Below are 24822 nucleotides of genomic sequence, written 5' to 3'. Positions count from 1 at the left end.
AGTCAACAGTCAACAGTTAACAGTCAACAGTCAACAGTCAACAGTTAACAGTCATTAGTCAAATTAAATATGAGTGACAAGTTTTCCAATGAATGGAAGCGCCGAGAGTTTTTGCAAGGAATGGGCTCGGTGGCGGCGGGAATGGCTTTATCTGCTTGTGGAATTAGCGCGGATCGATCGGCAAAAGGACTGACTGAAGAAGCCTCAGCCGTAAAGCCGATCGTCGATTCCCGAACCTTAGAAAAACCCAATTTAACCGTAGGATACGTGCCGGTTAACGATTGTGCACCATTTGCGATCGCCTGGAAAAAAGGCTTTTTCCGCAAATACGGTTTAAACGTCCAACTCAACCGCGAAGCAAGCTGGGCAACCTCCCGCGACGGCGTAATCTTCGGCCGCCTCGACGCCTCCCCAGTCGTATCCGGCGCCGTCACAAACGCCCGAATTGGCGCCGAAGGAGCGCGCCACGCACCCCTGTGCGCGGCAATGACAATTCACCGCCACGGCAACGCCATGACGATGAACAAAGCTATGTGGGATTCCGGTTTGCGCCCGTGGCACGAATATAACGGCAATTTGGAAGAATTTGGCAAACAATTTCGAGCCTTTTTTGACAGTCAGCCGTCGGAAAAAAGAGTTTGGGCAGTGGTTCTGAGTTCTGCGATTTACGAATACTTTGTCCGCTACATATCGGCGGCTGCAGGTGTCGATCCGTTCAAAGAATTTCGGGTAATTATTGTGCCGCCGCCGCAGATGGTAACTAATATCAGGATTGGCGCGATGCAGGCTTACATGGTGGCCGAACCTTGGAATACGCGGGCAATTCAAGGCAATTTGGGCGTGGGTTTTACCTTCGTGCAAGGCAAGGAAGTTTGGCTGGGACATCCCGATCGCCTTTTGGGAGTAATGCAATCATTCATTGAGGAAAATCCGAAGACTTATTACTCGCTGGTTAAGGCAATGGTGGAAGCTTGTCAGTATTGCAGCAAGCCGGAAAATCGCAGTGAAATATCGGCGCTGCTGACTGAGCGATCGTTTACGGGGGCGAAACCTAAAAAAGGGGCGATCGACAAATTTACGCGACCGGCAATAGTTGGCGACTACAACTATGGAGGGTTTGACGAAAAAGACCGCACCATACAATCGGAAGATGCAACTATTTTCTATGACATTCCTAAGAACTTGCCTCAAATACCCGGAAATCATTCAACATTTATGTGGCAGTCTCAGAGTATTTGGTTGATGACTCAAGCCGCTCGCTGGGGACAGATTAAGGAGGTGCCAAAAAATGCTGAGGAATTAGCTAAAAAAGCTTGGAGAACCGACCTTTACCGCAAGATTGTTGCCGAAATGGGGATCGATTGTCCCCAGGAGGATTACCAAGTCGAACCTGCGGAACTTTTCATTGATAAAAAGGCATTTGATCCTAGCGATCCGGTGGGTTATTTGAATAGTTTTGAAATTCGAGCAAACCGCCCTCAGTCTTTTTTTCAGTCTTAATGTTTGATATCTGCTATCTTCCTTCTACATTCCTCGCGTTCCCCCGTAGCTCCTCGATCCCCCCTAGCCCCCCTTAATAAGGGGGGAACCGGAGCGTTCAAAGTCCCCCTTATTAAGGGGGATTTAGGGGGATCGAGACTCAGCTACAAGCGAGATATACAATAACCAATAAACAATTACCAGGAACGTCAGATGACTCAATATACTGCTGCTTCAATCAACACCAATAGCCAAGGTTCCACCTCCTATGAGTTTCTGGAAATTAACAACTTGTTCAAGTCGTATAAAAGTGCTGACGGTAGCGAATTTAGCGTTTTGGAAAATATCAATTTAAGTATTGGAGAAAACGAATATATTTCGGTAATCGGTCACTCGGGTTGCGGCAAATCAACGCTGCTAAAAATAGTGGCAGGTTTGGAAAAACAGAGCGCGGGAATGGTGACACTGGAAGGAAAAGAAATTCGCAAACCGGGAGCCGATCGCATGATGGTATTTCAGCACTACGGATTGCTGCCTTGGCTGACGGTGCGGGAAAATATTCGGCTGGCAGTTGATGAAGTTTTGCAAACTCTTAGCCGTTCTGAGAAGATTAGTCTTGTCAACGAACACCTAGCAATGGTAAACTTAAATGCAGCAGCCGATAAATATCCAGACGAAATTTCCGGAGGCATGAAACAGCGGGTTGGGATTGCGCGAGCTTTGGCGATTCGACCGAAAATGTTATTAATGGACGAACCGTTTGGAGCGCTGGATGCTCTAACTCGCGGCAAGTTGCAGAAACAGGTGCTGGATATCTGGGAAAATCACAGACAAGCTGCAATGATGATTACTCACGATGTTGATGAAGCTATCTATATGTCCGATCGCATTGTACTGATGACAAACGGCCCGGCTGCGACGATAGGTGAAATTTTGTCAGTGCCGTTTGCGCGCCCGCGCGATCGCCAAGAGTTGCGCGAATCGAAGGAGTATTACGAAATCCGCAACTATGCTTTGAATTTTCTCGATCGCTACTTTACTCAAGACGAATAACACCCGACGGATCGACATAACAATTCACTTAAGAGAGGTTAAGCCTGTGAATCTCAAAACAATGTTAGCGCGTTTTGAAAGTGCATTGGGATACCAAAATTTAGCAGAAGAAATGGTGTTGCTGCCGGAGCCAACATTACCAGTTTCTAAGAAATCAAAATCCTCAAAACAGGCCAAAACCATCAATTTTATTGTCGGTTACAACAGTTCTCCCCAAAGTCAAGTAGCTCTGGATATGACCCTGTGGATGGCGCATCAAACTCGTTTAGTAACAACTAAAGAAGTCACGGTTCAAGTCGTCTACGTAATCGACGAATCGTCAAAAAGTTACCGCGAAGATACTTGCAAATTTGCTGTAGCAAATGCCTTGGCTGCACAGCAGAAAGTGTCGGATTTAGAGGAAACATTCGCCCTTAGTTGTGCCGCGCCTGCGATCGCTTTACCAACAGAAATCGAATCGGTATCCCAGCAAAAAACTTGGATCGATCCGCATTATTTTCAAGAAATTTTTGGTCAAAAGAATGAGTATGAGATAGCAGATAAGTTGCTGTGGCAAGCGCGCTGTTTGGCTGAGGAATGGCGCGGTTTATTCAAAGCTCATTTACGCATCGGGCGGGTTGCTACAGAACTGAGAAACGTGGTTGAATTAGAATCAGCAAATTTACTATTCTTGGGCTGCGATTCGGGCAACCATCGGCTGGTTAGGGAACTAGGAAATAATTTTCCCTGCTGCGTGCTCGGGATTCCTGCGGCACTCAGCTATCAGATGGATGTTCAGCCTGAAGAAAGTTTGAGCAAGTTACAGTTGGCTACAGTTATGTCTGCACATTAAACTTGTTCAGCACTTACGCAAAACTATATGTAAGGTTCGCAGTGCAAATCCTACCGCTATAAATTAGTGCGCTAAACCTTTTTTTGCGTAAGTTCTATGTCGATAAAAAATTAACAATAGTTTTCTCGCTCTAAGTCCCAACTACCAGAGAATTGGGACTTTTTTTAATTATTGAGATGTTTAAAATTACTCTTAAGTAAAATTATCCTCACTTACCTGATCATAGACAATTCGTTAACTAATTTGATCTTTCCTCGACACACAGAGCGCAGGAGTCGATCGATCGAGCGTTTGTCTTCCTCCGTCAAATTTTCGTCAAAAATAGCAGCCATCAAACCGTACCTATCGGCTAGGGTAATGTAGCCATTATGATTCACTTCGGCAAACAGCTCGGCCAAAGCAGATGGAATCAGGTGAATAGGAGTTAGCATAGGGATTAAGTCTGAATTTGACGATTGCGCGATCGGGCGTTTTTGCGGTAACAAAAGGCGATCGCACTATAAAAATTTAGAGCTGTATTGCCTTTAAAAGTGTGACAATAAACAGCCAATTTTGTGATAGTAAACAGCCAATTTTGTGAAGTAAATCACATTTAAAATTTGCGAATTAGGATAAAGCTTGCAGGTGCGTTTTAGGGAAGACCGAGCAACTGCAAACTTAAGGTTTTCTAAAGATTGAAAATCACCACTTCCTCCACAGGTTCAGCTAACTCAAACTTAAACACCCGCGAATAGAAATAGAATTCGCCGTCAAGAGTTCTTTTGATATTTTCAGCGCGGCGAAAACCGTGGTGTTCCCCTTCATAAGCAACATAAGCAACCGGCAAACCTTTAGCTTTCAATATCTCTACCATCATTTCCGCTTGATTGGGCGGAACCACTTTATCTTCTAATCCTTGAAAAAAGATAACGGGACAAGATAAACGTTCGGCGGAATGAATAGGCGAACGAGCTACATACAAATCTTTTCTTTCAGGATAAGGCCCGATTAATCCATCCAGGTAGCGCGCTTCAAATTTGTGAGTATCGGTTGCCAAAGCTTCCAAATCGCTAACTCCATAATAGCTCGCACCGGCCTTAAACACATCGCGGAAAGTAAGAGCGCACAGAGTGGTGTACCCCCCTGCACTGCCTCCGGCGATCGCCATTCTTTCGCCATCAACTAAACCCTTTTGAGCTAAATATTTAGCACCGTTAGCGCAGTCGTCAACATCGACAATTCCCCAACTATCTTGCAGTCTTTTTCTGTATTCTCGGCCGTAACCAGTGCTGCCGCCGTAATTAACATCGAGCACGGCAAAACCGCGACTCGTCCAATATTGAATTTTCAAATTCATGCTGCTAGAAGTAGCAGCAGTTGGGCCGCCGTGACTTTTGACGACAAGCGGCGGTTTTTCACCCGCAGGTGCTGCAAAATCTTGATTTTTCGGGGGATAGAAGAAACCGAAAGCAGTCAAATTGTTTTCCGTGGGAAACTCGATAGGTTCCGGTACTGAAAGATAACCGCAATCGATGCTTAAATCGCTGGATTCCCGCAATATTTCTAGTTGACTGGTTTCTAAATTTAGTTGTACAATAGCAGTCGATTCAGTCGGCGAACTTGCCAGAAAAATAACTATTTCTCCCTGCGCTTTCACCGACGAAATATCAGTGTACGGCGTCTCAATTGTTGTCAAATGCTTAGTCGTTAAATCGAGACTCGCTAAATACCACAGGCCTTGCTGAGTGTAGGTGCAAATAATTTTGCTTTCCGAGACAACGGCATAAGTAGACATTCCAAAAACCCACTGAGGAAGTCCGAATTCAGCCGCCATTTCGCACAGAGGTTCGACCTCTTGCTGTTCCCTCGGCAAGCGGGGATTGACGGTTCTATAGAAATTCCACCAGTTAGACTTGTCAGAAACAAAGTACAAAACTCCATCGGGCGACCATTCCGGTTGAAAAATCGACTCCTCAACCCCGCCAGCAACTAAGTATTTTTCACCTAAAGAACCGTCAGCATTAATTTCTGCCACCCACAATTCTGTGCCATCCCACGGCATATTTGGATGGTTCCAACAAATCCAGGAAAGTTGAGAACCGTCTGGACTTAAACGAGGGGAAGCATAAAAATCATTGCCCTGAGTTAAGATTTGAATATCTTCGCCGTTATCTAAATTAATGCTAACAATAGTATTGACAGGTTCGCCCTCACCTGCATGGTCTTCGCGCACGCAAATCAGGCGATTTCTTTGCTTGTCAACTATCGCATCTGCATAGCGACAATTAGCAGCAGGAGTCAGAGGTTCGGGTTGAGAATTTAATGTTTGAACATAAATACGTTGGTCGGCAAAATGAGAAAAATAGACAACACCGCCAGCAACTGCAAAAGCAGCGCCGCCGTATTCGTTAACCCGAGTGCGAACATTAAAAGGATGCGGTGTCACGTCGCTGATTGTACCGTCAGGAGTGCGCCGCACGAGGACACTTCTTCCCGCTTCCGAAGGCCTTCCCTCAACCCAGTAAATATCATCGCCGTCAATAGCAATTTGTCCGAGTCCGACAGTTCCTGAAACAATTAAATCGGAAGAAATAGGTGATTTCCAAGACCCGTAAGGTGATAGTGTATTCATATAGTTGAGGCAGTTGTGTTTCTCGCACAAAAAAATTAATATTTGTACTTTACACTAATTCAGTCACCGGGGAAGCAAAATGTCCAAAAAACTCGTACTAATGGATCACGACGGTGCAGTTGACGACTATCTCTCAGTCGTGTTGCTGATGACAATGGAGGAAGTCGAAACTCTGGGAGTAATTGTAACTCCTGCGGACTGCTACATTCAACCGGCGGTGAGTGCAACGCGCAAAATCCTCGATTTGATGGGGCGTTCAGAAGTTCCGGTGGCGGCGAGTACCGTGCGGGGACTCAATCCATTTCCGGTGTTATTTCGGCGAGATTCCTTTGCAGTCGATCGACTTCCCATTCTAAATGAAAAAGGAACCATTGACACGCCGTTAATATCAGAACCCGGACAAAACTTTATGGTACGAGTTTTGCAAGATGCAGCCGAACCTGTCACATTAATGGTAACAGGGCCGTTAACAACAGTAGCGCAAGCTTTAGATATCGCGCCAGAAATTGAAAGCAAAATTCAAGAAATTGTCTGGATGGGAGGAGCACTCAATGTTATCGGCAATGTTAGCAAAGATATGGAACCCGGACAAGATATGTCGGCGGAATGGAATGCTTACTGGGACCCGATAGCAATCGATAGAATTTGGCAAACCCAAATTCCCGTTGTCATGTGTCCTTTAGATATCACTAATAATGTACCGCTGACTGTAGAATTTTCCAATCTCTTAGCAAAACAGCGCAAATATCCTATTTCCGACTTAGCAGGACAGTGTTATGCCCTCGCAATATCTCAAGATTACTATTTTTGGGACATTTTGGCAACCGCTTATTTAGCGCATCCCGAATTTTACCAACTGCGAGAATGGGAAACAGAAGTTATTGCCCAAGGCATCAGCCAAGGACGCACAAAAGTTAAAACGGGAGGGCGAAAAATTCAAGCAATGGATAAAGTAGACACAGCCAAATTTTACAACTACATATTAGAACAGTGGGCGAGGTAAAAAACACAATATCGGCTAGAAGTGAGCAAATTCTCAGTACAAAACTCGCCCTGACGCGAATATTTACGGGCGCTTCTCTTCCCTCTCTTCCTCTGCGCCCTCTGCGCCCTCTGCGGTAAAAAAAACTCCTCTCAAAAATGCTGCCAATTCTATCAATTATCCCCTTAGCCCAAACCCCTCCCGCACCTCAAGAAATCCTCCAAATCCAAGAAGTGCGCCCTCTCCCCGGAGAGTTAGACAACATACCAGTATTTAACAGCAACAGTCCAGAAGTAGTGCTGCAAGAAGGAATTTTGCTTTCGACATTTCCCCCCGATGGTAAAAGATTTCCGGCGGCACATTTAAACTTTCCATTTCAAGGACGTTTCGACATATTTGCCCACCACATAGCCCGCGCACCTTCGCCGGAAGATTTGCGAAGCTTGTATCAAGGAATAATTGTTTACAATCCGGGCAATAAACCAGTAAAATTAGATATATTGCAAGCTGCGAGTTATCTCAGTCAACCCGATGCACCTTTTATTGAATTGCCGCCGCAAGTCGATAATTCAAACAGCAATATTTACGCGGGGCCGGGAAGCCGCGCTGTGAATGATATTCTCAGAGGAAGGAGACAGTCAGACTTTGGGCCTGAGTTAATTATTCCACCGGGAAAAAGCCAATTGTTGATGAATCATCCGATACCGGTGCGGGGATTGGTACCGCCGCTAAACGGTCGATCGACCTTGATGCGGTTGCGGAGCGATGGTATAGTCTATGTTGCCAGTCTGGCGATGTTTGCCCGAGTTGACCCAGAGGGAAACGGACAGGGAAACGAGCGATCGCCCAATTTAGCAGAATGGCAAAACTTATTAGACAATGGTAATATAGCCGGGCCGCGCGATCGAACTCCCACACCGCCAGAAATCACCGAAGGTCAAATAATTTACGGCAGAGTTGCCGGTGTAGCATTAGGTTCAGAATGGCGAGCACTTCTCTCAGACAACCAAGCCACATCAAACCTAGCAATTCCCCAACCCGGAACAGCATTTTCCTATCCATTAAGCAGCCTCCCGCGCGGAATGCTGGGCACAAATCAAGTGCAAAGTGCGAGAATGTTAGTTCGCTACCCAGATACAGCATACCGCGCCCACGGCAATTACGGAATTCAATACAGTCTCAGCTTGCCACTGTACAATTCTACCAGCAAAAATCAAACTGTAACTGTCGCGATTCAAACTCCAATTAAGACAGACAAATTAACTTCAGGAGGACTTAGTTTTTTAGAACCTCCGGCACCTCAAACTTTTTTTAGGGGAACGGTCAGAGTGCGCTATACTGATGACAATAAAGTGCCTCAAACTCGGTACGTGCATTTAGTGCAGCGGCGCGGACAGCAGGGGGAACCTTTGGTAAAATTAGAGATGAAATCAGGAGAAAAGCGACTTGTAGAAGTGGATTTTATTTATCCGCCCGATGCGTCGCCTCCGCAAGTTTTGACAGTGAAAACAAATTAAATTTTAGCGGCTGCTACGGGTAGGCAGACGCCTACAAAGACAATGCGTAATTAACCAGATGTGTTTTTATTTTTGCGCTGCGCGGAATTGATTTGTCCCTACTTGCTCTCGGCCAAAAAAAGATGAACTTATCTAAAAAAATCTGGATTATTGCTTGTTTTGTGTACGTTTTAATTCTTCTCAGTATCATGCTTTTAGCCGATACGGGGAACTTAGTCAACTTTCCTCTCGCTCATCCGCCTTATGACAAACTCGGCCACTTTATTTTGTACGGAATAGCATCTTTTCTGTGCCATAGAGCAACTGGAAAAAAAAATATCAATTTGTTTAATTATTCAATTCCTTTCGGACCCGCAATTTTTACTCTGTTCACTGCTGCGGAAGAAATGCTGCAAGCAATTTTACCAAATCGTAGCGCTAGTATTGAAGATTTTTTATTTAGTTTTGGCGGGATTGCAGTTTTTTATTGGATTGGAGAAGTTTGGGATAGAAAAAAAGGGCATTGATGATATAGAAGGAAGAAGGAAGAAGGAAGAAGGAAGAAGGAAGAAGGAAGAAGGAAGAAGGAAGAAGGAAGAAGGAAGAAGGAAGTTTGTAGGGTTCACAATGCGAACCGGTTGACAAGTGTCAGCAACTTTTGTCAATGGTGACTCTGCCCGCACTGGTAAAGAGATATTTGCAGCACAAACTGGAGCAACTGTCAATACGCTGGCTGCTGCGACCGCAGTTAAAATTTGATTTTTTTTTGAACTTGTTTAAGATTAGCAATTAACCGGGATTTCCCATCTCGACAATGTGTTTGAGAGCGTTTAATCACTCTCTTCCAAAAAGGTTTGTACTCGACCGTTCGGTCGCAAAACAACTCGAATTTTCGGGTTTTTGCCATTAGAAACGGCAGAAACAAACGGCTCGCCGACTAATGGCATATTAATTTGCTCGATATAATCTGCTGCTGCTTTTCCCATCGGCACAATAGTTTGAACTGACCCATTTTCATCGATCAGCACGCTGTATTCCAAAGTTTGTTCCATTCCTTCTGGAGGCTTCCAGCGTTCCTCAAAGTAAGTTCTAGCTTCTGAAACTTGAGGAATTGTATCAAATAAAGTGCGGTTTTTTTGACTCGCCGCGGCCTGGTTGTTGTCCTCGGGATCGGCTGGGGGTTGAGCATCCTCAAGAGGTGGGAGTTCGGTACTGGCGGGGGGGACAATCGGCTCGATGGGGCGGGGCGAGGGCTGCGGCGGGGGAACGGGAAATCGGGAAGCAGACAGGGAGGGCGGCAGGGGGGGCGGTACGGCGGGAGCTAGTCTCGGCGGTAGGGGGGGCAGCACGTAGGGTACTGGTGCGGGTGCTTGGCGGGCAGAAATGGGCGGTTCTTCGGGGGCGGGAATTGTGATTGTTTGCCCTTGAGGGAAAGCTGGGGCGCTCTGTGGGGCGCTGGCTGCGCTGCCGTTGGCGGGAAATAGCAGGGGTGGCTGCTGGATGGGGCTGGGTCTGTTGCTGGGGGGATTTGGGGCGAGGGCGATGGGAGGTAAGCTGGGGCTGGGCGAGGCGGCGGTGTTGATGGGCGGGGGCGGCAGGGGCGGTAAACCGGGTGTGGCTGAGGGTGTTGGTGCTGGAGGTGTCGGTAGGGCGGGAACTGGACTGGGGGAGACGCCGGCAGCTAGCTGGGGGTTTCCGGGAGCGGGGGCGAGTTGTGGATTGGCGGGGGCGGGAGCGGGGGCTGTGGCGGTTGGCGGGGAGGTGGCGGCCCGATCGAGCATTTTGATAATTCCTGTCGTCAGACCCGCGCTGGCGACCATCATTGCTGCCACCTTAAGCCAGGGTGAGGACAGCGGCCGTCGGGGCTCGCGGTTGAGGTTGGGAAGCGCCATCACTTCGGCGGCGCAGTCATCTAGTGCTGTGGCCAAGTCAAACAGTTGCAGGGTGCTCAATTTTACTACCGGCCCGGATTCTGCGGCGCTCAAGGAGCCTAAAAACAAGTTGTGGGCGAGCAAACCGCGGGGTTCTAAGCGGGGGGGAACCGGGAGGTAGGAGGTGTTCGGGGCGGAAGTTGCTAGTTCGGAGGTGTTGACGGCTCGATCGAATAGGACGGCGTTAGGCGCGGCTTGTGGCGAGTCTGGCCCTGCAGCGGTACGAGCGGTTTGAGAGTTAAGGTTGCTTTCCCAATCGCGGGATGCGCCGAGCAAGTTTTGGACGTAGGTGCTAACAGCTTCGTGGAGGGTTTCGAGTTGAATTCGATCGCCCCTGAGGGTAACGTGTTCGGTATCTGGCAGCCTGGGGTCGTCGAGTCGCAGCTCGAAACTTAAAGATTTAAACACCGGTTGGCCCGCCCAGCGAGATAGAGGCGAACTTTTGGCTGTAATTTCCAGCGTGCAAGTGGGGGGCGTGTACCGTTTGAGAACCATAGCGAAGAAGGAAGAAGGAAGAAGGAAGAAGGAAGAGGGAAGAGGAAATAACTATGTTTTATCTAATATTTTCCAGCATTCTTAACAAGCTTTTTTAGCAACAGGCTTTCCGGCCTGTTCCACAATAAATAAATTTTCTGGTGGAACAGGCCGGAAAGCCTGTTCCTGATGTTTGTCATTCTCGTTATTCTCGTCCGAGCGCAATTTCATAAATTTCTAATTTTTAGCGCGGTCTAGAAGAGCCAGCCAGAGGCGGCGGTGCCCGCCGGGACTGCTGTAAAACAGCAAATCGATCAGGAGTTTGAGGGCCAAATCAGTCAACTCTCGGGCCGATAAATTTTCTGCATCTTCCATGCGCGAGCCATAAGTGTTGCTGAACCTGTCAATATAATCTCCCAGCAAAGCGATTGTGTGAGGTTCGCGGTTTTGCTCTGCCATTTGTTCGAGCAAAGCAACAGCGCGGCGGATTAAAGCTTGGTGCTGTTTTGCCAAATGACAGCTTATCAAAACGAGCGATCGAGCTTCCTCCACATCGAGTTTTTTGCGCCCTCCGTGGCCTTTCCGCAGCGGGTTAGATTGGCGCAGCCGCCACAAAGCTACCCGATCGGCTACCATTGGCTCTAAATTCAGTTCGGCTGCTACCTTGAGCATCGCCTCTGAGCCAATTTCTGCCAGTGCTTCTAGGGCTAACAGCACTAAATCCAGTTGGGCTTTAATGTTGTCCAACTGGGTAGGTTCTGGTGCTTTTTGGGTCAATTCTTCCCAGTTGGGAGATGGGCCCGTTTCGTTTGTGGGAGCGGAGGGCTTTACGGTCGAGCGCATGGCTTCAGCACGGGAAATTAAGACAGATTGAGGCTGGATATCAAACAGTATGCCGTGATTCAAGCTTTGCGGCCTGTGGGCAACAGCATATCTGTTAATTTGTCTCCATAGCTCGTTGCTTTGATTCCGGCAATCCTAACTGCTGGACGGAGTTGCGGGTTAAAAGTTGCGGCTTCAAGTTCGATCGATCGCAATCCGCAAAACCCATAAATTTTTACTTCTCACCATGCTACGCCACCGGCTGCCACAAATCAATGTAAATAAACCACCGTCACACCTGCACCTCCTTCTTTTTGACTGGCGAGCTCAAAGCGGGAAACCTGCGGATGAGTCGCGAGGAACTCGTGAACGCCGCGCCGCAACTGTCCCGTACCTTTGCCGTGAATTATCCACAGCACTCCATATTCCACGGCCTTGGAAAGAGCTCTGTCTATTTCGATTTCTGCGTCTGAGACTCTCGCACCCCGTAGGTCGATCGAATTATTAGCAGTGCGAATGGCGATTTCGGGATTGGGTTTTGCAGGTTCCGACGCTGCTTGCTTAGCTTTAGCGGTAGCGAGTGCTTGTGCTTGGGCGGCCGCCTTGGCTAATTGAGCTTTTGTTTCCGGTTTTTGACCGTCGAGGGATTCAATTTCTCCCAGTTTCACAGTCATTTTCATAATCCCAAACCGAACGCTCAACTCTTCGTTAGCGTCGGGGCCGCTGAGGACTTCGGCGGTTTGGCCCAAGCTGGGAATGCGGATGCGATCGCCCACTTTCGGCATAAAACTCGGTTTGGGTTTAGCCGGTTGTTGGCGAGAAGGCAGGTGTTTTTCAGAAATTTGATTTAAGGTTTCTGTCGCTTGTTGGGCATTTTGAGCCGTCTGGTTGCCCGACTGCAAGCGACGAATGATTTGAGCAATTTCTGATTTTGCCGACCCTATCGCCTCATTTACTGCAACTTCCTGAGCTATTTTTAGTTCTCGCTCCCGCTCTTGCAAAGCCGCTGCTTTTTGAGAAACTTCTCTGTGCAGTTTTTCTGTTTGGTGTAGCAGTTGAGTTGCTTCTCTGGCCTTGGTTTCCTGTTTCCGGCGCTGTGCTTCGAGTCCAGCAATCACTTGATTGACATCTTGAGATGCTCCCCCGACATAGGTTTGAGCTTCTTCGACTATGGATGCTAGCAAACCGAGTCTTTGGGCAATGGTGAGAGCGTTGGAACGTCCGGGTATTCCCCACAGCAAGCGATAGGTTGGCTGCATCGAATTGTCGTCAAATTCTACTGAGGCATTTTCAAAGCGGGAGTCTTGATATTTGAGGGCTTTGAGTTCGCCAAAGTGGGTAGTTGCAACTGTTAATAGGGAATGTTGGGCGAGATATTGCAACAGGGCGATCGCCAATGCACTGCCTTCTGAGGGGTCTGTACCAGCTCCTACTTCGTCTAACAAAACTAAAGATTTGGGAATTGGTAATTGGGAATTAGTATTTGGGATTTGGGGTTTGGGAATTTGTAATTTAGGTTTGAGAATTGGGAGAGCAGAAACAGTGTTCTGTGTATCTGTGACTTCTTCGTCTTGCTGTTGGGAATTAGTAATTGTGAGGTTTGAATTTTCTTCCCCTTCCTCTTCCCCAAGCGATTTATTGCCTAAAACTTCTAAAATGCGGCTGATGCGGCGGATATGGCCGGAGAAAGTAGACAAACTTTGCTGCAAAGATTGTTCGTCACCAATATCGGCCAAAATATTGTCGAACCAAGGCAATTCTACAGGTTCGCGGGCGGCAACAAACATTCCTGCTTTCGCCATTAAAGCTGCCAATCCCAAGGTTTTGAGGGTGACAGTTTTGCCGCCAGTGTTGGGGCCGGTGATGGCGACGACGCGGATGTGCGGCCCGATCGTTAAATCGACCGGCACGACTGGAAAGCCTTGCTCGTGCTGTTGCTGCCAAACTAATAAAGGATGGCGCAACTGGCGCAGGGTAATTTGCGATCGCAGGTTGCGAATTAATAATTGACTGTTTTCTTCTTTTTCCTCATCTTCTTTTTCTTCTTTTTCCTCATCTTCTTTTTCGGGATTTTTTGGTGCTAATTCTGGCTCTCCCAATTCGATAAATTTCGGCGGATTTGCTTGCAACCAAAAACTATAACGCGCTTTAGCTGCTGCTAAATCTAAAGTTGTAACTACCACCACCAATCGGTCTAAATCTGGTTTTACTGCTGCGACTTGCTCCGTGAGCGCGCGGCGGACTGCTTCTTCTTCAGCTTGTTCTTGCCTGAGAAACTGCCGCATTTGGTTGTTAAGATTGACTGTGCTGTGGGGTTCTACGTACAGTGTCGCGCCGCTGGCCGAGGAGTCGTGAACGATGCCCGGTATGGCATCTTTTTGGGGAGCTTTGACGGGAATGACAAAGCGTCCGCTTCTTTGGGTAATTAGCTGTTCTTGTACGGCGTTGGATTGGCGCTGCAAAATCCCCTGCAATATTTGATAAATGCGATCGCGCAACTGTCGCATTTGAACTCTAATTCCTGCTAACTTAGGAGTTGCTCTGTCTGCTACTTGAGCGCGATCGTCTATACAGCGGTGGATTTCTTGCTCTAGTTCGGGATAAGTCCGCAATTGAGCTACCAGTTCTTTAAGCGTCGGCACATCTGCCTGAGAGTCAATTATCCGGCGCAATTGCCTTGCTCCGGCGAGGGTGGTAGCAATTGCCAGCAATTCTTCGCCGCTGAGCAAACCTTGCAGTTCGGCTCGCTGCAGCGAAGTGCCGATGTCTTGGATTCCTTCAAAACTCAAAGCACCGCCAGCGCGGCTCTCTAACTGATAAGCTTCCTGAGTTTGGGCTAGCAGTTCTGCTGTTTGAGCTTGAGTTGCCGGGATTTCGAGGTCGAGGGCGGCGGCGACGCCGAGTTTGGTGGCCGCGAAGGTAGCCAAGTGCTGACACAGGCGCGGCCATTCTAATAGTTCTAGTGTTTCGGCTTGAATCAAAGTTGAGGTGGTGTTGGTAATTGGCATTCTCAGGCGCTGACCGAGAAGGTGAATTTGACGATACTATTAATTGATTTTAAAGTTTTTTATTGTTTCCTGGCGCAACTTGAGAAAGTATCTGCGATCGCCCTCAGCAGTCTTTCGGCAGAAAGCTCTGATGTACCATTAATTACGAAGGAGAAAATTTGCATTTTTGCATTGCCCGTCTAAAATTATACCTTCTAGTGATGCCAGTCCCCAAAAAATATGCAACTGTAGGCAAGCTCCCAACTATTATTATACAGTAAGTCATTCCCAATTTTTTACTCTAAAATATAAAATCTAAAATGGTATGAGCTATTTTCGGTTTTGAGGGAGCGGGCATCGGTTGTTTTTTGATGTAATTGAACTATTTTGGAATTTTAAATCTGTCAGCGCAATTCTGGCGGTTGTATCCTAAAAAGTAATTTGTGGAGATTATAGAAGTATGGCAAAGATTCTGGCGATCGTCGCGGATACTGTGACTTTTCAAGTGGTGCAAGAGTTACTCGGCCAAGAGGGACATCAGGTAAGAGTCGTTTCCGACGACAAAGAGGGTTTAGACTTGGCGAGGGAAGTGTCCCCCGATGCGATAATTTGCGACGGGACTTCGCCTCAAATCAACTTTTTGGAGGTGTGCCGGCTGCTGAAGGCCGATTCCCTACGGGATAGCTTCGCTTCACGAGAATTGGCGGCAGCCTATTTTATTCTGCTGACAACACCCGAGCAATTTGATGAAGTTCAAGAATTGGATGCGCCATTTGACGATTTTCTGTTTAAACCGATAGTTAAGCAGGAATTATTGGCGCGGGTGCGCGCTTCTAAGCGATCGCGCGAGTTGAGGGCGCAGTTGGCTCTCACCCAGCAAGAATTGCAACTGTCGCGCGAGCGAATGCTGCAAACTGAAAAAATGTCTAGTTTGGGCGAATTGGTATCAGGTATCGCCCACGAAATTAACAACCCAATTACTTTTATTTACAGCAATCTAACTCACGTCCAAAGTTACGCTACCGATTTAATTGAACTGCTGCGATTGTATCAACAAGAGCTAGTAGTTCCCGGAGCTGAAATTCAGCAAAAACAACAAGATATGGATGTCGAATTCGTACTCGACGATTTATTAAAAATTGTGAGTTCCATGCGTACCGGGAGCGATCGCATCCGCCAAATAATTTTGTCCCTACAGGATTTTTCCCGCAGCGATCGATCGGGCTGGCAGTTATTCGATGTTTCCGACGGTTTAGAAAATACTCTGTTGTTGTTGCAGCACCGCTTGCCGGCTCGCGAGGGAAGGCGAGACATCAAGGTGATGAAAGAATTCGGCAATTTGCCACAAATTGAGTGTTATGCAGGTCTGCTCAATCAAGCTTTTCTGAATATCATCAATCACGCGATCGATGTTTTGGAAGAGTCTGCTCAAGAGTTGGCAGAGTTGGAATCAATCAAATTTAAGCCTGTGATTTTGATTACCACTCAGGTGGTCGATGCTGAGCGAATTTCTATTGAGATTGCTGATAACGACATGGCAATTAGCAAAGATATCACAGCGCAACTTTCTGAGCCATTTTTGGTGGCCCCCCCTGCGGAACCACCCATCTACTCGGGACTTGCTCTCAGCTATCAGATAATTGTAGAGCAGCACAAAGGAGAGTTAAAGTGTTTTTCGGAACCCGGTAAAGGTACTAAAATTTACATAGAAATTCCCCTGCGTCACAGCTAATTAATAGTATTTACATTCATTGTAGGGGCTGGTTTTTGAGATTGTTGGTTTTAGCCTGAGATTATGGTGAGTCCGCCCCTACAATGACTGCACTTTTTTTAATGTAAAATTTTGGATAGGGAATGGCAGAAGTTATCGAAAAGAGACTTGAGTTGATATGCAAGAGATTTGAAGGAGAGAGGAAGAGAATAGAAATATGAATAATTCCATGGAGAGGGGCAACCACGGGAGATTGCCCCTACAAAACACGGTTATGTAGACGTTGCGTGTCTAAGAGTGGAATAACTAAAGGGAGACTTGCGCGCCTTGAGTATCAAGGCCGATCGCCCTTACATCTGCCTTCACCCCCAATTCCCCCCAAGCAGCCGCCATTTCCCTCACAACCGCATCAGCATTAGTAGCATCCGTTAAAGCCAAAAGCGTCGGCCCGGCACCGCTAATTACCATTCCACAAGCCCCTGCATTCACGGCGGCTTGTTGCACCGCTTCATATCCCTTAATCAGAGATTGTCGGTAAGGTTGGTGAATTTTGTCTTGGAGGGCGCAGCGCAGCCAGTTTTCATTCCCAGTTTCCAAAGCCCGCACTAGCAAACCGAGGTGTGCGGCATTAAAAATCGCGTCAGCCTTACTGTAATCTGCTGGCAAAACTCGGCGCGCTTCGGCTGTAGACAGTTCAAAATCGGGGATGGCTACCACCGGCACAATATTCGGATGCCAGGGAATATCGCAAATTTGCCAAGCACCCCCCCCCTGCCCCCCCTTGCTAAGGGGGGGTGATGGTAGAATTTCCGCATCTAAGGGTGATTGTTCTGTTAGCCCCACTTCGGTAAGGGGGAATCCTTCTCTTAGCCCCCCCTTACTAAGGGGGGGTTGGGGGGGTGCATTGCTAGCAGCGAGGCGACATCCTCCGAGTAAAGCGGGGACAACGTTGTCGGGATGGCCTTCAAGTTCGATCGCCAATTGCATCACTTCCACTTGACTCAAAGGCGCACCGGCTAACTCATTTGCACCGACTAACCCACCGACAATAGCTGTGGCGGAACTTCCTAAACCTCTAGCCAGCGGCACTGGCATATCTATATTTATCGCTACAGGGGGCGGCGATTGCTTGAGGCGATCGTATAACTTGAGAAAAGCTTGATAAGCGAGATTGCTGTCATCTGTCTTGACTTTGGCGGCTTCTTGGCCTGTAACAGTAATTTTTACTTTCTCTGTTGCTGAGGGTTCGAGTCGGGAGAATTGGAAGCGGTTGTAGAGGCTTAAAGCGGCGCCGATGCAGTCGAATCCGGGGCCGAGGTTGGCGGTTGTGGCGGGTACGGTGACGGTGACGGTGGAAGTTTCGGGCATTTTTTGAATGGTGGATTTGGAATGTTTAACCGCAGATGAATGCGGATGAACGCCGATCGCAGGTATTATACTATGTTTTCAAAAGCCATTTATTCTTGCAGCATTTGAAGATGCTTGATGGCATCTTGATAATCGTCGGTATTGCCATCTTTTTGATAGAGCTCGGCTGCTTTTTGATAATCGGCGATCGCCCCCGGTTTGTCTTCTAAGAACTCGCGCACTCGGGCGCGGTTGTAGTAGGCGTCGCCGTAGTTGGGGTTGATTTCAATTGCGCGATCGAAATCCGCTTTAGCTGCTGGATAGTCTTTGAGATGGCGGCCGTGGATGATGCCGCGTTTGTTGTAGGCTTTGGCGTAGTTGGGGTTGAGGCGGATGGCTTCGGTGTAATCGGCGATCGCCCCTTGAATGTCTCCTGCTTCTGATTTGGCTAAAGCACTATTGAATAAATCTTCAGCAGGATTTTGAACAATCGTTTTTTGAGCTATTAAGATTGCGGAGGATTTAGCACAGATAGCAGGGGATATATTACCAAAGATAGTAAATATTACTAGAGTAGCGATTAAATTGTAAAATGATGATTTCATAATTTAGGCAAAAATTTGAGCTACAGAACAACTAAAACCTGGCAACAAAGGCGAAGTTAGTTCATCATTGCTCAACAGCGTAGCAATGAGCTTTAAACTTGCTTGTTCCCTGCGATAAACTTCTATTTGCCGCAACCGCCAATTCACAATCCAGTATTCCTGTACTCCTCGTACCGAATAGAGTCGGAGTTTCAAATCTCTATCCCGTCTTTCATTGTCTGCACCGGGGGACAATACTTCAACAATTAACTCGGGTGCGGCGGTTAAATGGCCGGCTTCGTCTAGCAAGATAGCCAAGCGTTCATTGCTCGCCCAAACTAGATCGGGAATGACGTTATCAGCGTCCGTGAAAATAAGACCAGGATTTATTCCTGGTTCTCCTAAATTAGTCTCTCGCGACCAAGTATTAAGTTCTTGGTAGAGGTTGCCTATAGCCTTTTGATGCCCCCAATGCGGTGCTCTAGTCATAAATAGCTCCCCATCAATAATTTCATAACGATCGCCGTTATCGGGCAATAGTTCTAAATCGGCGGTAGTCCAGCGTACTTTATCAGATATTGTCTGGTTCATACAAGCACTCTTGATAGGTGATAGAAACATTCTAAACGATCGAGCTTCTACACGATCCACAGCTTGAAACAATCGGCATACACTGACTTTCGCTTTTTGCAAGCGAGACTCAGAATATTGAAACCCGCGCCCAGGCGGGTTTCGTTTTTGTAGAGGCGATTTCGCATCACCAAATTGTCCGATCGCCCAATTTAAAATTATTTAAAATTTTAAATCATCGGATTACTTCAAAATAGTTTTAGAAGCAATGCGAGTTTTCTTGCGATCGGCTTCACTCAATTGTTCACCCGACTGCAAGCGAGTAGCAGAGGTTTGCAGGACAGTTGCGGCACTTTTATCACCCATTTGCAAAGCAGTTTTAGCAGCAGTTTGCAGCATCGTAGCCGCACCGGCTCGATCGCCCTGTTGCAATCTAGTTTCTGCGAGTTGAGTTTGGCGGTATTTAGCCAAAGCTAAAATGTGCTGCTGCACAGTCGGGTTAAGTGCCGGCTGATAAACTTTCAGGACATTAGTGGAAATTGCAACGGGATCGGAAAGCAAACCTTGACCGACACTCGGATCGTCGTAGCGAATTTGCAATTGCCCGATCGCCTGTGTACCTTCGGGCAACTGTCCAATATAAATATTAGCCAAAACTACTCGCTCTATATCCTTCATTAAATCTCCCAGGCGCACCATAAAGCGATCGCCCTCTTGCTGTACCGGTAATTCGATCGTATCCGGGGCAACTTGGGCGATCGGTTTGAGTTCGGCTAACCGCACTTTTGGCATCAGGGAAAATAGCAAATAAGCATTAGTCAAACCTACACCTTGGACGCGGCTAAACAGTTTACCAAACTCGTCAACCGCATCTTCGGGACGCTGAATGTGAGCCAGAGCACCGCCGCCGGCATCAGCAATTTTTTCCAAAATATCTTGATTCCAGTTATCGCCAAATCCCAAAGAATTTAAAGTCATGTTGTAGTCGGCAGCCAGTTTCGCCAACTTCAAACAGCGGCCGTCGTCGCCGTGTTCGTTTTCGCCGTCAGTCAGCAGAAACGCCTGAGATATAGCTTCTTTTTTGCCTTTGCCCAACTCTTCAATACCTAACTTAATGCCCTCATCAATTGCTGTGCCACCGGCCGAGCGCAATTGCTCAATTTGCCGTTTAATGCTACTGGGGTCTCCCACAATTTGATTGGGGACGAGGACTTTGGCTTTGTGGTCGAAAGCCACCGCGCAAAAGCGATCCCCGGGCTTCAACCTGTCTAGCAACCGTCCCGCGGCTTGTTTGACGGTTTCCAAGGGGCGTCCGCCCATCGAACCGCTGTGGTCGAGAATCAGGCACAGGTTTAAGGGTACGCTGGAGTCGATCGAGCTTGCCATCGCAGACACTGAAATCGCTAGCTGGCGCTGGGTCGAGGGCGCGGCAGCGTCAAGGTTAGGGTCGTTTAAAATCGGGAGCAAACTAACTTTCATGCGGGATACCTAAAGATTGCGTTACTATTTCTTTAAGAATAGCTCCATCAGTTCAGGCAACATTTCGGTTATATGAACACACCAATTAAAGCTGTGCAATCGCCATACTACGGGGAAGGGAACTCTCGGACGCCACCTCCCGATTTGCCATCCCTGTTGCTGAAGGAGCGGATCGTTTATCTGGGGATGCCTCTAGTGCCTGCGGTAACAGAACTGATTATCGCTGAACTGTTGTTCTTGCAGTACGAAGACCCGGATAAGCCGATCAAAATCTACATCAACTCGACCGGCACTTCTGGTTACAGTGGCGAACCCGTCGGCTTTGAAACAGAAGCCTTCGCTATCTGCGATACGATCAGGTATATTAAGCCGCCCGTGCACACTATTTGCCTCGGTTCGGCAATGGGGATGTCTGCGATGCTTTTAGCGGCTGGTACAAAAGGCTTTCGGGCGAGTTTGCCACACGCTTCTATTGTGTTGCACCAACCCAAGGCTTACACGCGGGGTCAAGCAAGCGACATTCAAATTCGGGCTAAGGAAGTGCTGGCAAATAAAGCGACGATGCTTGAGATTTTTGCAAGCTGTACTGGCCAACCGATCGAAAAGATTACTAAAGATATGGATCGGTTGCTGTACCTGACGCCCCAGGAAGCTAAAGAATACGGTTTGATCGATCGCGTTCTTGAAAGTTCGGAAGAATTGCCGAAACCGCTGCCTGCCGGAGTCATCTAATTCGGTTATTGCTTATTAGTTATTAGTTATTAGTTATTGTTTATGGTTTATTGGTCATTATAGCCAAAAACTAAAAAACCTGAAATAACAAGTAACAAATAACTAATAAACCCTAACCAATTGCCAGATTACCAATTACCAACTAAACGGAGTTCCGAATTATGCCTATAGGTGTGCCAAAAGTTCCCTACAAAATGCCGGGTGGTTATGATACTCAGTGGATTAATATCTACGATCGCCTCTACCGGGAACGGATTATTTTCTTGGGCAGGGACGTTGACGATGAAATTGCCAATCAAATCATCGCTGTGATGCTCTATCTCGATTCGGAAGATTCAGGTAAGGATATTATTTTGTACATCAATTCCCCAGGCGGGATGGTGTCGGCAGGCATGGCTATTTTTGATACCATGCAGCACATTAAATCGGACGTGGTGACGATTTGTGTGGGCTTGGCTGCTTCGATGGGTTCTTTCCTGTTAGCTGCCGGTGCGAAGGGAAAACGCTTAGCTTTGCCTCACTCGCGAATCATGATTCACCAGCCTTCTGGGGGCACGCGGGGACAAGCAACGGATATTCAGATTGAGGCGAAAGAGATTCTGCGGCTGCGCCACGAACTCAATAATATCTATGCTAAGAATACTGGCAAGCCGATCGAGAAAATCGAGAAGGACATGGATCGCGACTATTTCATGTCCGCTGAGGAAGCCAAGGAATACGGCTTGATTGACAGAGTGATCGAAGATCGTCCGTAAGTTATTTTTGCGCTTCAGTAGTGCGGGCAACCCTCGCACTACAACCTAGTTCGCAGTAAATTTTGGCAGAATCTTTACATTTAAGGATTCTGCCATATTTAATGGTATTATCAACGCTCATTCATGCTAGATGGATATTGCAGATTATTACCGACAGTTAGGACTGAGGTCTGGCGCGAGTTTATCGCAAGTTAAGGCCTCTTATCGGCAGTTAGCCAGACAGTATCACCCGGATGTGAATCCGGGAAACGAACAGGCTAAGAATAAGTTTATTGCTATTACTGAGGCTTATAAGTTCCTGGTGAATGTTGCCCCCCACCATGTTGCGGAGTCGAAAGTTGCCCATTCAACTGTGCCGCCTACTTGGACACCGCCGGATCGGGGGGTGAAAGCTCAACCGCAGGCAGTTAAAGTGACTCGAAAAGAGGCTGCGGTTCAATCTAATGCGGATCTGTCGGCGGTGGAGCAAAAGTTAAAGCAAGATGCTTATTTTGAGCTGCAGCAGTTGCTGAAATATCAGAGGTTCCCGCGGGCGATCGCCTTGATTGAGGGTTTGGCCCAGCGGGTTCCCGAAGATTTGGAGGTGCGTCAGTGGCAGGCGATCGCCTATCAGCGCTGGGGACGGCATTTGATCGGAGAAAAGCAGGTTGATAAGGCGAGAATTTATTTGAAAAAGGCTGTGAAAACTGACCCTCACAATCGGGCTTTGTGGGCAGAAGTTGAGCGGGACTTTCGCCGGCTGGAAGAGATTTATTGAAGCGATGTTGTGTCCCCCTTTTGCAGGGGGTCTCCCTCATAAATTTTTAATTTTTCTAAAATAACTTGGGTATTTTCAGGTCGATTTTCTGGTAGCGGTTCGATCAATTCGTCGATCGAGTCGAGGAGTAACGGGTCAATATCTACAGCCTGGTTCCTCCAATTAATTTTACCAGTTTTCTCATTAACGGGAAAGTGACTTGGCTGTATGCCTGTTAATAAATGTACAAAAGTACGCCCTAGGGCAAAAAAGTCCGAGCGCACGCCTGCTTTACCTAGAATTTGTTCCGGTGCGGCGTATCCAGCAGAACCTATGGGTGCGGTCTCTATATCTGCTTCTGTGGCGGCGCCGAAGTCAATTAATCTCAATTTGCCATTGGCTTCAACCATCAGGTTGGATGGCTTAATATCCCGATGTACTACATGATATTTGTGGATTTCCTGCAAAATATGAAGCATTTGTTGCAGCCAATCTAGAGCGAGATTTTGAGAAACAAACTGTTTTTTAGTTAAGAATTCTGCCAAGTTTTCTCCGGTAATTTTTTCCATCACCAAACAAGACAATTTCTGGAAGTTATGGGGGAGTTTAATTGGGAAATAACCGTCAGGTTCGACGTGGGGAACTGAACTCTTTCCTGCCAGCCAAATCAAAACTCGCGCTTCTTGCTTGAAAAAGCGAACTAAATCGTGATTGTGGGTCTGTTTCAAGAGTTTTAAAATTTTGACAGTTCCCCATTCGTTTTCCCCGGTTCCCAAATCTTCGACTTCAAAGATGTCTGTGGGGCGTGCGGGATTGGGCGATCGCACTGGTTTAAGGATACGATAGCGATCGCCAATTAACAAATCCGTGCCGCAAGCCTGACAATTTTGAGCAGCAGCAGGATTTTCGCGTTGTTCGCAGTGAGGATTGATGCAATAAATCATCTGTCTTGATACGTCCAGGACTGACGGATTTAACGAATTGAATCAATTATTAGCATAAAACCCAGCAGTTCTGACCTTACTACTGGGTTTATATTTACCGCCCATTTGGGCACGCTATCACATTTAAGTCAAGGATTTAAGATTAATAGCATCGCGCTCTACCGATTGAGCTACCCCCCTGCGTTTGGTAGAGGGGGCTGGATATGAGCCAGCAACCTCGATGATGTGATTTTCCTGACATTCGTTTTAGCGATCGGCGGTGAATGCTGAGTTTAGAGTAATAGCTTGCTGTTGAATTTGTACGCAATGCTGCCTCTGCCAATTGGGCTACCCCCCCTATTTTGGGCCCTATTTTGGGTAGGAGGGACAGGAGTCGAACCTGCACTATCACATTTGTACGGTTTAAGTTGAAGTTTGAGTTTTAACTTGTACTCTGTTTAGATATTAAACCATAACTATCAAAAAAGCAAGCAATCAGCGAAAAATAAACTGAAAAATTCGCTCTCCCACTCTCTGTTCCTCAACTTCAGAATTGTTAGCTTCTTCGCGGGCGAACATAACAGCTTGCTGCAAGATTTCCACCCTTTGCAGCAACTCATTGAGCCGCCGCGCCAGCATTGCTCCAGAAAACTTGACAGTCCGCCAATAGCCGATCGTAATATCTTCGTAATAAACATCGACTTGAGCCGGATGGTGTTCGGTAGCTTCAGCTTTAACGTGATTGCGCGGAGTTTTAAAAGTCTTGAGAGTTTGCACCGGTTCTGTCGCCCAACAGTCTGCCGAAGCATCGAAGTTCCAACTCTCGGAAGCATCTAAGACTGGAAGTTTTTTGATAAATGCTTGCAAATCTGCTAACTGCTTTTCAATGAATAGCAAATAGCTGACGGGAACTTGGCTCAAAAGCACGTTTCCGTCTACAGTTACGTCCGCGCGGGCGCTACAATTTGTCCAATCTTTGGTTGCGGTTACGTCGAAGAGTTTGGTCAAAACTTCAGTCGTTTTGCGGATAATCTCTTCTGCTTTGACTTCAACTTTTTTGGACTCGGGCGGCAGTTGTTCGCCTTCTTCGTCTTTGGGACGGTAAGTGCGGGAGATTCCAGAAAGCACAGCGGGCTTCTGGAGAGCTTTTTGAGCTTCTGCCAGTTCTTGAACCGAGCGGCTTTTGATGCTTTTTTCGATCGCAATAATCTGATTTAAGCGTGCCATTGTTCGATTTTATTGACGCTGAACTCACATCAAGGCCGGTTGATTTTGATAATCAAATTGTTTGTCCTGTGGCTTTTAGGGCTTTGAGGAC

The 24822-nt window shown here is 47.2% G+C and carries 24 protein-coding genes; 12 read left to right on the top strand and 12 right to left on the bottom strand.

Annotated elements, in window-relative coordinates:
- The first annotated feature begins 69 nt into the window (after window positions 1-69).
- The 3 genes from QUB14_RS02705 (at window position 70) to QUB14_RS02695 (ending at window position 3364) form a co-directional block, all read left to right on the top strand.
- Window positions 70-1500 (top strand): ABC transporter substrate-binding protein, encoded by a 1431-nt coding sequence (locus QUB14_RS02705; protein ID WP_333215027.1) that lies wholly within the window; start codon window positions 70-72, stop codon window positions 1498-1500.
- A gap of 192 nt (window positions 1501-1692) precedes the next feature.
- Window positions 1693-2532 carry a nitrate ABC transporter ATP-binding protein gene (locus tag QUB14_RS02700; RefSeq protein ID WP_333215029.1) on the top strand — a complete coding sequence of 280 codons (840 nt, stop codon included), beginning with the start codon at window positions 1693-1695 and terminating at the stop codon, window positions 2530-2532.
- Between the two features lie 46 nt (window positions 2533-2578).
- Window positions 2579-3364, top strand: a complete 786-nt coding sequence (locus QUB14_RS02695; RefSeq protein ID WP_333215031.1) for a universal stress protein — start codon at window positions 2579-2581, stop codon at window positions 3362-3364.
- 212 nt (window positions 3365-3576) lie between these two features.
- Here the strand turns inward: QUB14_RS02695 and QUB14_RS02690 are convergent, their stop codons facing one another.
- Together QUB14_RS02690 and QUB14_RS02685 are read right to left on the bottom strand one after the other, a co-directional pair.
- Entirely contained in the window at window positions 3577-3795 is a 219-nt protein-coding gene (locus QUB14_RS02690; protein ID WP_333123847.1) for a hypothetical protein, read from the bottom strand.
- 236 nt (window positions 3796-4031) lie between these two features.
- Entirely contained in the window at window positions 4032-5975 is a 1944-nt protein-coding gene (locus tag QUB14_RS02685; protein WP_333215033.1) for a S9 family peptidase, read from the bottom strand.
- Window positions 5976-6054: 79 nt separating this feature from the next.
- Here QUB14_RS02685 and QUB14_RS02680 point away from each other — a divergent pair, with 79 nt between their 5' ends.
- The 4 genes from QUB14_RS02680 (at window position 6055) to QUB14_RS02665 (ending at window position 9095) form a co-directional block, all read left to right on the top strand.
- Window positions 6055-6978 (top strand): nucleoside hydrolase, encoded by a 924-nt coding sequence (locus QUB14_RS02680; RefSeq protein ID WP_333215035.1) that lies wholly within the window; start codon window positions 6055-6057, stop codon window positions 6976-6978.
- A 137-nt stretch (window positions 6979-7115) separates the two neighbouring features.
- Window positions 7116-8474: a DUF3370 domain-containing protein gene (locus tag QUB14_RS02675; RefSeq protein WP_333215037.1), complete on the top strand. Its 1359-nt coding sequence runs from the start codon at window positions 7116-7118 to the stop codon at window positions 8472-8474.
- A 122-nt stretch (window positions 8475-8596) separates the two neighbouring features.
- Window positions 8597-8980, top strand: a complete 384-nt coding sequence (locus QUB14_RS02670; protein WP_333297065.1) for a VanZ family protein — start codon at window positions 8597-8599, stop codon at window positions 8978-8980.
- Complete coding sequence (locus QUB14_RS02665) at window positions 8898-9095, top strand: hypothetical protein (protein ID WP_333215094.1); 198 nt, start codon at window positions 8898-8900, stop codon at window positions 9093-9095. The genes QUB14_RS02670 and QUB14_RS02665 overlap by 83 nt, the downstream gene beginning before the upstream one ends.
- 188 nt (window positions 9096-9283) lie before the next feature.
- Here the strand turns inward: QUB14_RS02665 and QUB14_RS02660 are convergent, their stop codons facing one another.
- On the bottom strand, window positions 9284-10879 hold the full coding sequence (locus QUB14_RS02660) for a DUF4335 domain-containing protein (protein WP_333215039.1): 1596 nt from the start codon (window positions 10877-10879) through the stop codon (window positions 9284-9286).
- On the opposite strand from QUB14_RS02660, the gene QUB14_RS02655 reads away from it, so the two are divergent.
- On the top strand, window positions 10827-10964 hold the full coding sequence (locus tag QUB14_RS02655; RefSeq protein WP_333215096.1) for a hypothetical protein: 138 nt from the start codon (window positions 10827-10829) through the stop codon (window positions 10962-10964). The genes QUB14_RS02660 and QUB14_RS02655 overlap by 53 nt on opposite strands.
- Here QUB14_RS02655 and QUB14_RS02650 read toward each other — a convergent pair.
- From QUB14_RS02650 to QUB14_RS02640, 3 genes are all read right to left on the bottom strand, one after another.
- Complete coding sequence (locus QUB14_RS02650; RefSeq protein WP_333215041.1) at window positions 10961-11089, bottom strand: hypothetical protein; 129 nt, start codon at window positions 11087-11089, stop codon at window positions 10961-10963. The genes QUB14_RS02655 and QUB14_RS02650 overlap by 4 nt on opposite strands.
- Before the next feature lie 6 nt (window positions 11090-11095).
- A complete protein-coding gene (locus QUB14_RS02645; protein WP_333215091.1) occupies window positions 11096-11701 on the bottom strand; it encodes a DUF3038 domain-containing protein in 606 nt (201 codons plus the stop codon).
- A gap of 251 nt (window positions 11702-11952) precedes the next feature.
- The gene (locus tag QUB14_RS02640; RefSeq protein ID WP_333215093.1) at window positions 11953-14661 is read right to left on the bottom strand and encodes an endonuclease MutS2; all 2709 of its coding nucleotides are present in this window, start codon (window positions 14659-14661) and stop codon (window positions 11953-11955) included.
- 466 nt (window positions 14662-15127) lie between these two features.
- Here QUB14_RS02640 and QUB14_RS02635 point away from each other — a divergent pair, with 466 nt between their 5' ends.
- Window positions 15128-16399 carry a response regulator gene (locus tag QUB14_RS02635; protein WP_333215043.1) on the top strand — a complete coding sequence of 424 codons (1272 nt, stop codon included), beginning with the start codon at window positions 15128-15130 and terminating at the stop codon, window positions 16397-16399.
- Between the two features lie 285 nt (window positions 16400-16684).
- On the opposite strand, the gene thrB is transcribed toward QUB14_RS02635, so the two are convergent.
- The 4 genes from thrB to QUB14_RS02615 form a co-directional block, all read right to left on the bottom strand.
- Entirely contained in the window at window positions 16685-17746 is a 1062-nt protein-coding gene (thrB, locus tag QUB14_RS02630; protein ID WP_333215045.1) for a homoserine kinase, read from the bottom strand.
- An 89-nt stretch (window positions 17747-17835) separates the two neighbouring features.
- Entirely contained in the window at window positions 17836-18330 is a 495-nt protein-coding gene (locus QUB14_RS02625; RefSeq protein ID WP_333215047.1) for a tetratricopeptide repeat protein, read from the bottom strand.
- A 3-nt stretch (window positions 18331-18333) separates the two neighbouring features.
- Complete coding sequence (locus tag QUB14_RS02620) at window positions 18334-18900, bottom strand: Uma2 family endonuclease (RefSeq protein ID WP_333215049.1); 567 nt, start codon at window positions 18898-18900, stop codon at window positions 18334-18336.
- Window positions 18901-19122: 222 nt separating this feature from the next.
- Entirely contained in the window at window positions 19123-20358 is a 1236-nt protein-coding gene (locus tag QUB14_RS02615; protein WP_333215051.1) for a VWA domain-containing protein, read from the bottom strand.
- Window positions 20359-20430: 72 nt separating this feature from the next.
- On the opposite strand from QUB14_RS02615, the gene QUB14_RS02610 reads away from it, so the two are divergent.
- From QUB14_RS02610 to QUB14_RS02600, 3 genes are all read left to right on the top strand, one after another.
- Window positions 20431-21090: an ATP-dependent Clp protease proteolytic subunit gene (locus QUB14_RS02610; protein ID WP_006632447.1), complete on the top strand. Its 660-nt coding sequence runs from the start codon at window positions 20431-20433 to the stop codon at window positions 21088-21090.
- 161 nt (window positions 21091-21251) lie between these two features.
- A complete protein-coding gene (locus QUB14_RS02605; protein WP_190657906.1) occupies window positions 21252-21845 on the top strand; it encodes an ATP-dependent Clp protease proteolytic subunit in 594 nt (197 codons plus the stop codon).
- Window positions 21846-21975: 130 nt separating this feature from the next.
- Complete coding sequence (locus tag QUB14_RS02600) at window positions 21976-22602, top strand: J domain-containing protein (RefSeq protein ID WP_333215053.1); 627 nt, start codon at window positions 21976-21978, stop codon at window positions 22600-22602.
- On the opposite strand, the gene QUB14_RS02595 is transcribed toward QUB14_RS02600, so the two are convergent.
- Together QUB14_RS02595 and QUB14_RS02590 are read right to left on the bottom strand one after the other, a co-directional pair.
- On the bottom strand, window positions 22596-23525 hold the full coding sequence (locus QUB14_RS02595; protein WP_333215055.1) for a serine/threonine-protein kinase: 930 nt from the start codon (window positions 23523-23525) through the stop codon (window positions 22596-22598). The genes QUB14_RS02600 and QUB14_RS02595 overlap by 7 nt on opposite strands.
- A 474-nt stretch (window positions 23526-23999) precedes the next feature.
- On the bottom strand, window positions 24000-24731 hold the full coding sequence (locus QUB14_RS02590; RefSeq protein ID WP_333215057.1) for a DUF7873 family protein: 732 nt from the start codon (window positions 24729-24731) through the stop codon (window positions 24000-24002).
- Between the last annotated feature and the right edge of the window lie 91 nt (window positions 24732-24822).

It is taken from the genome of Microcoleus sp. B3-D2, assembly GCF_036705345.1.
GTDB lineage: Bacteria > Cyanobacteriota > Cyanobacteriia > Cyanobacteriales > Microcoleaceae > Microcoleus.
This window is presented reverse-complemented; position numbering and strand designations above follow the sequence as displayed.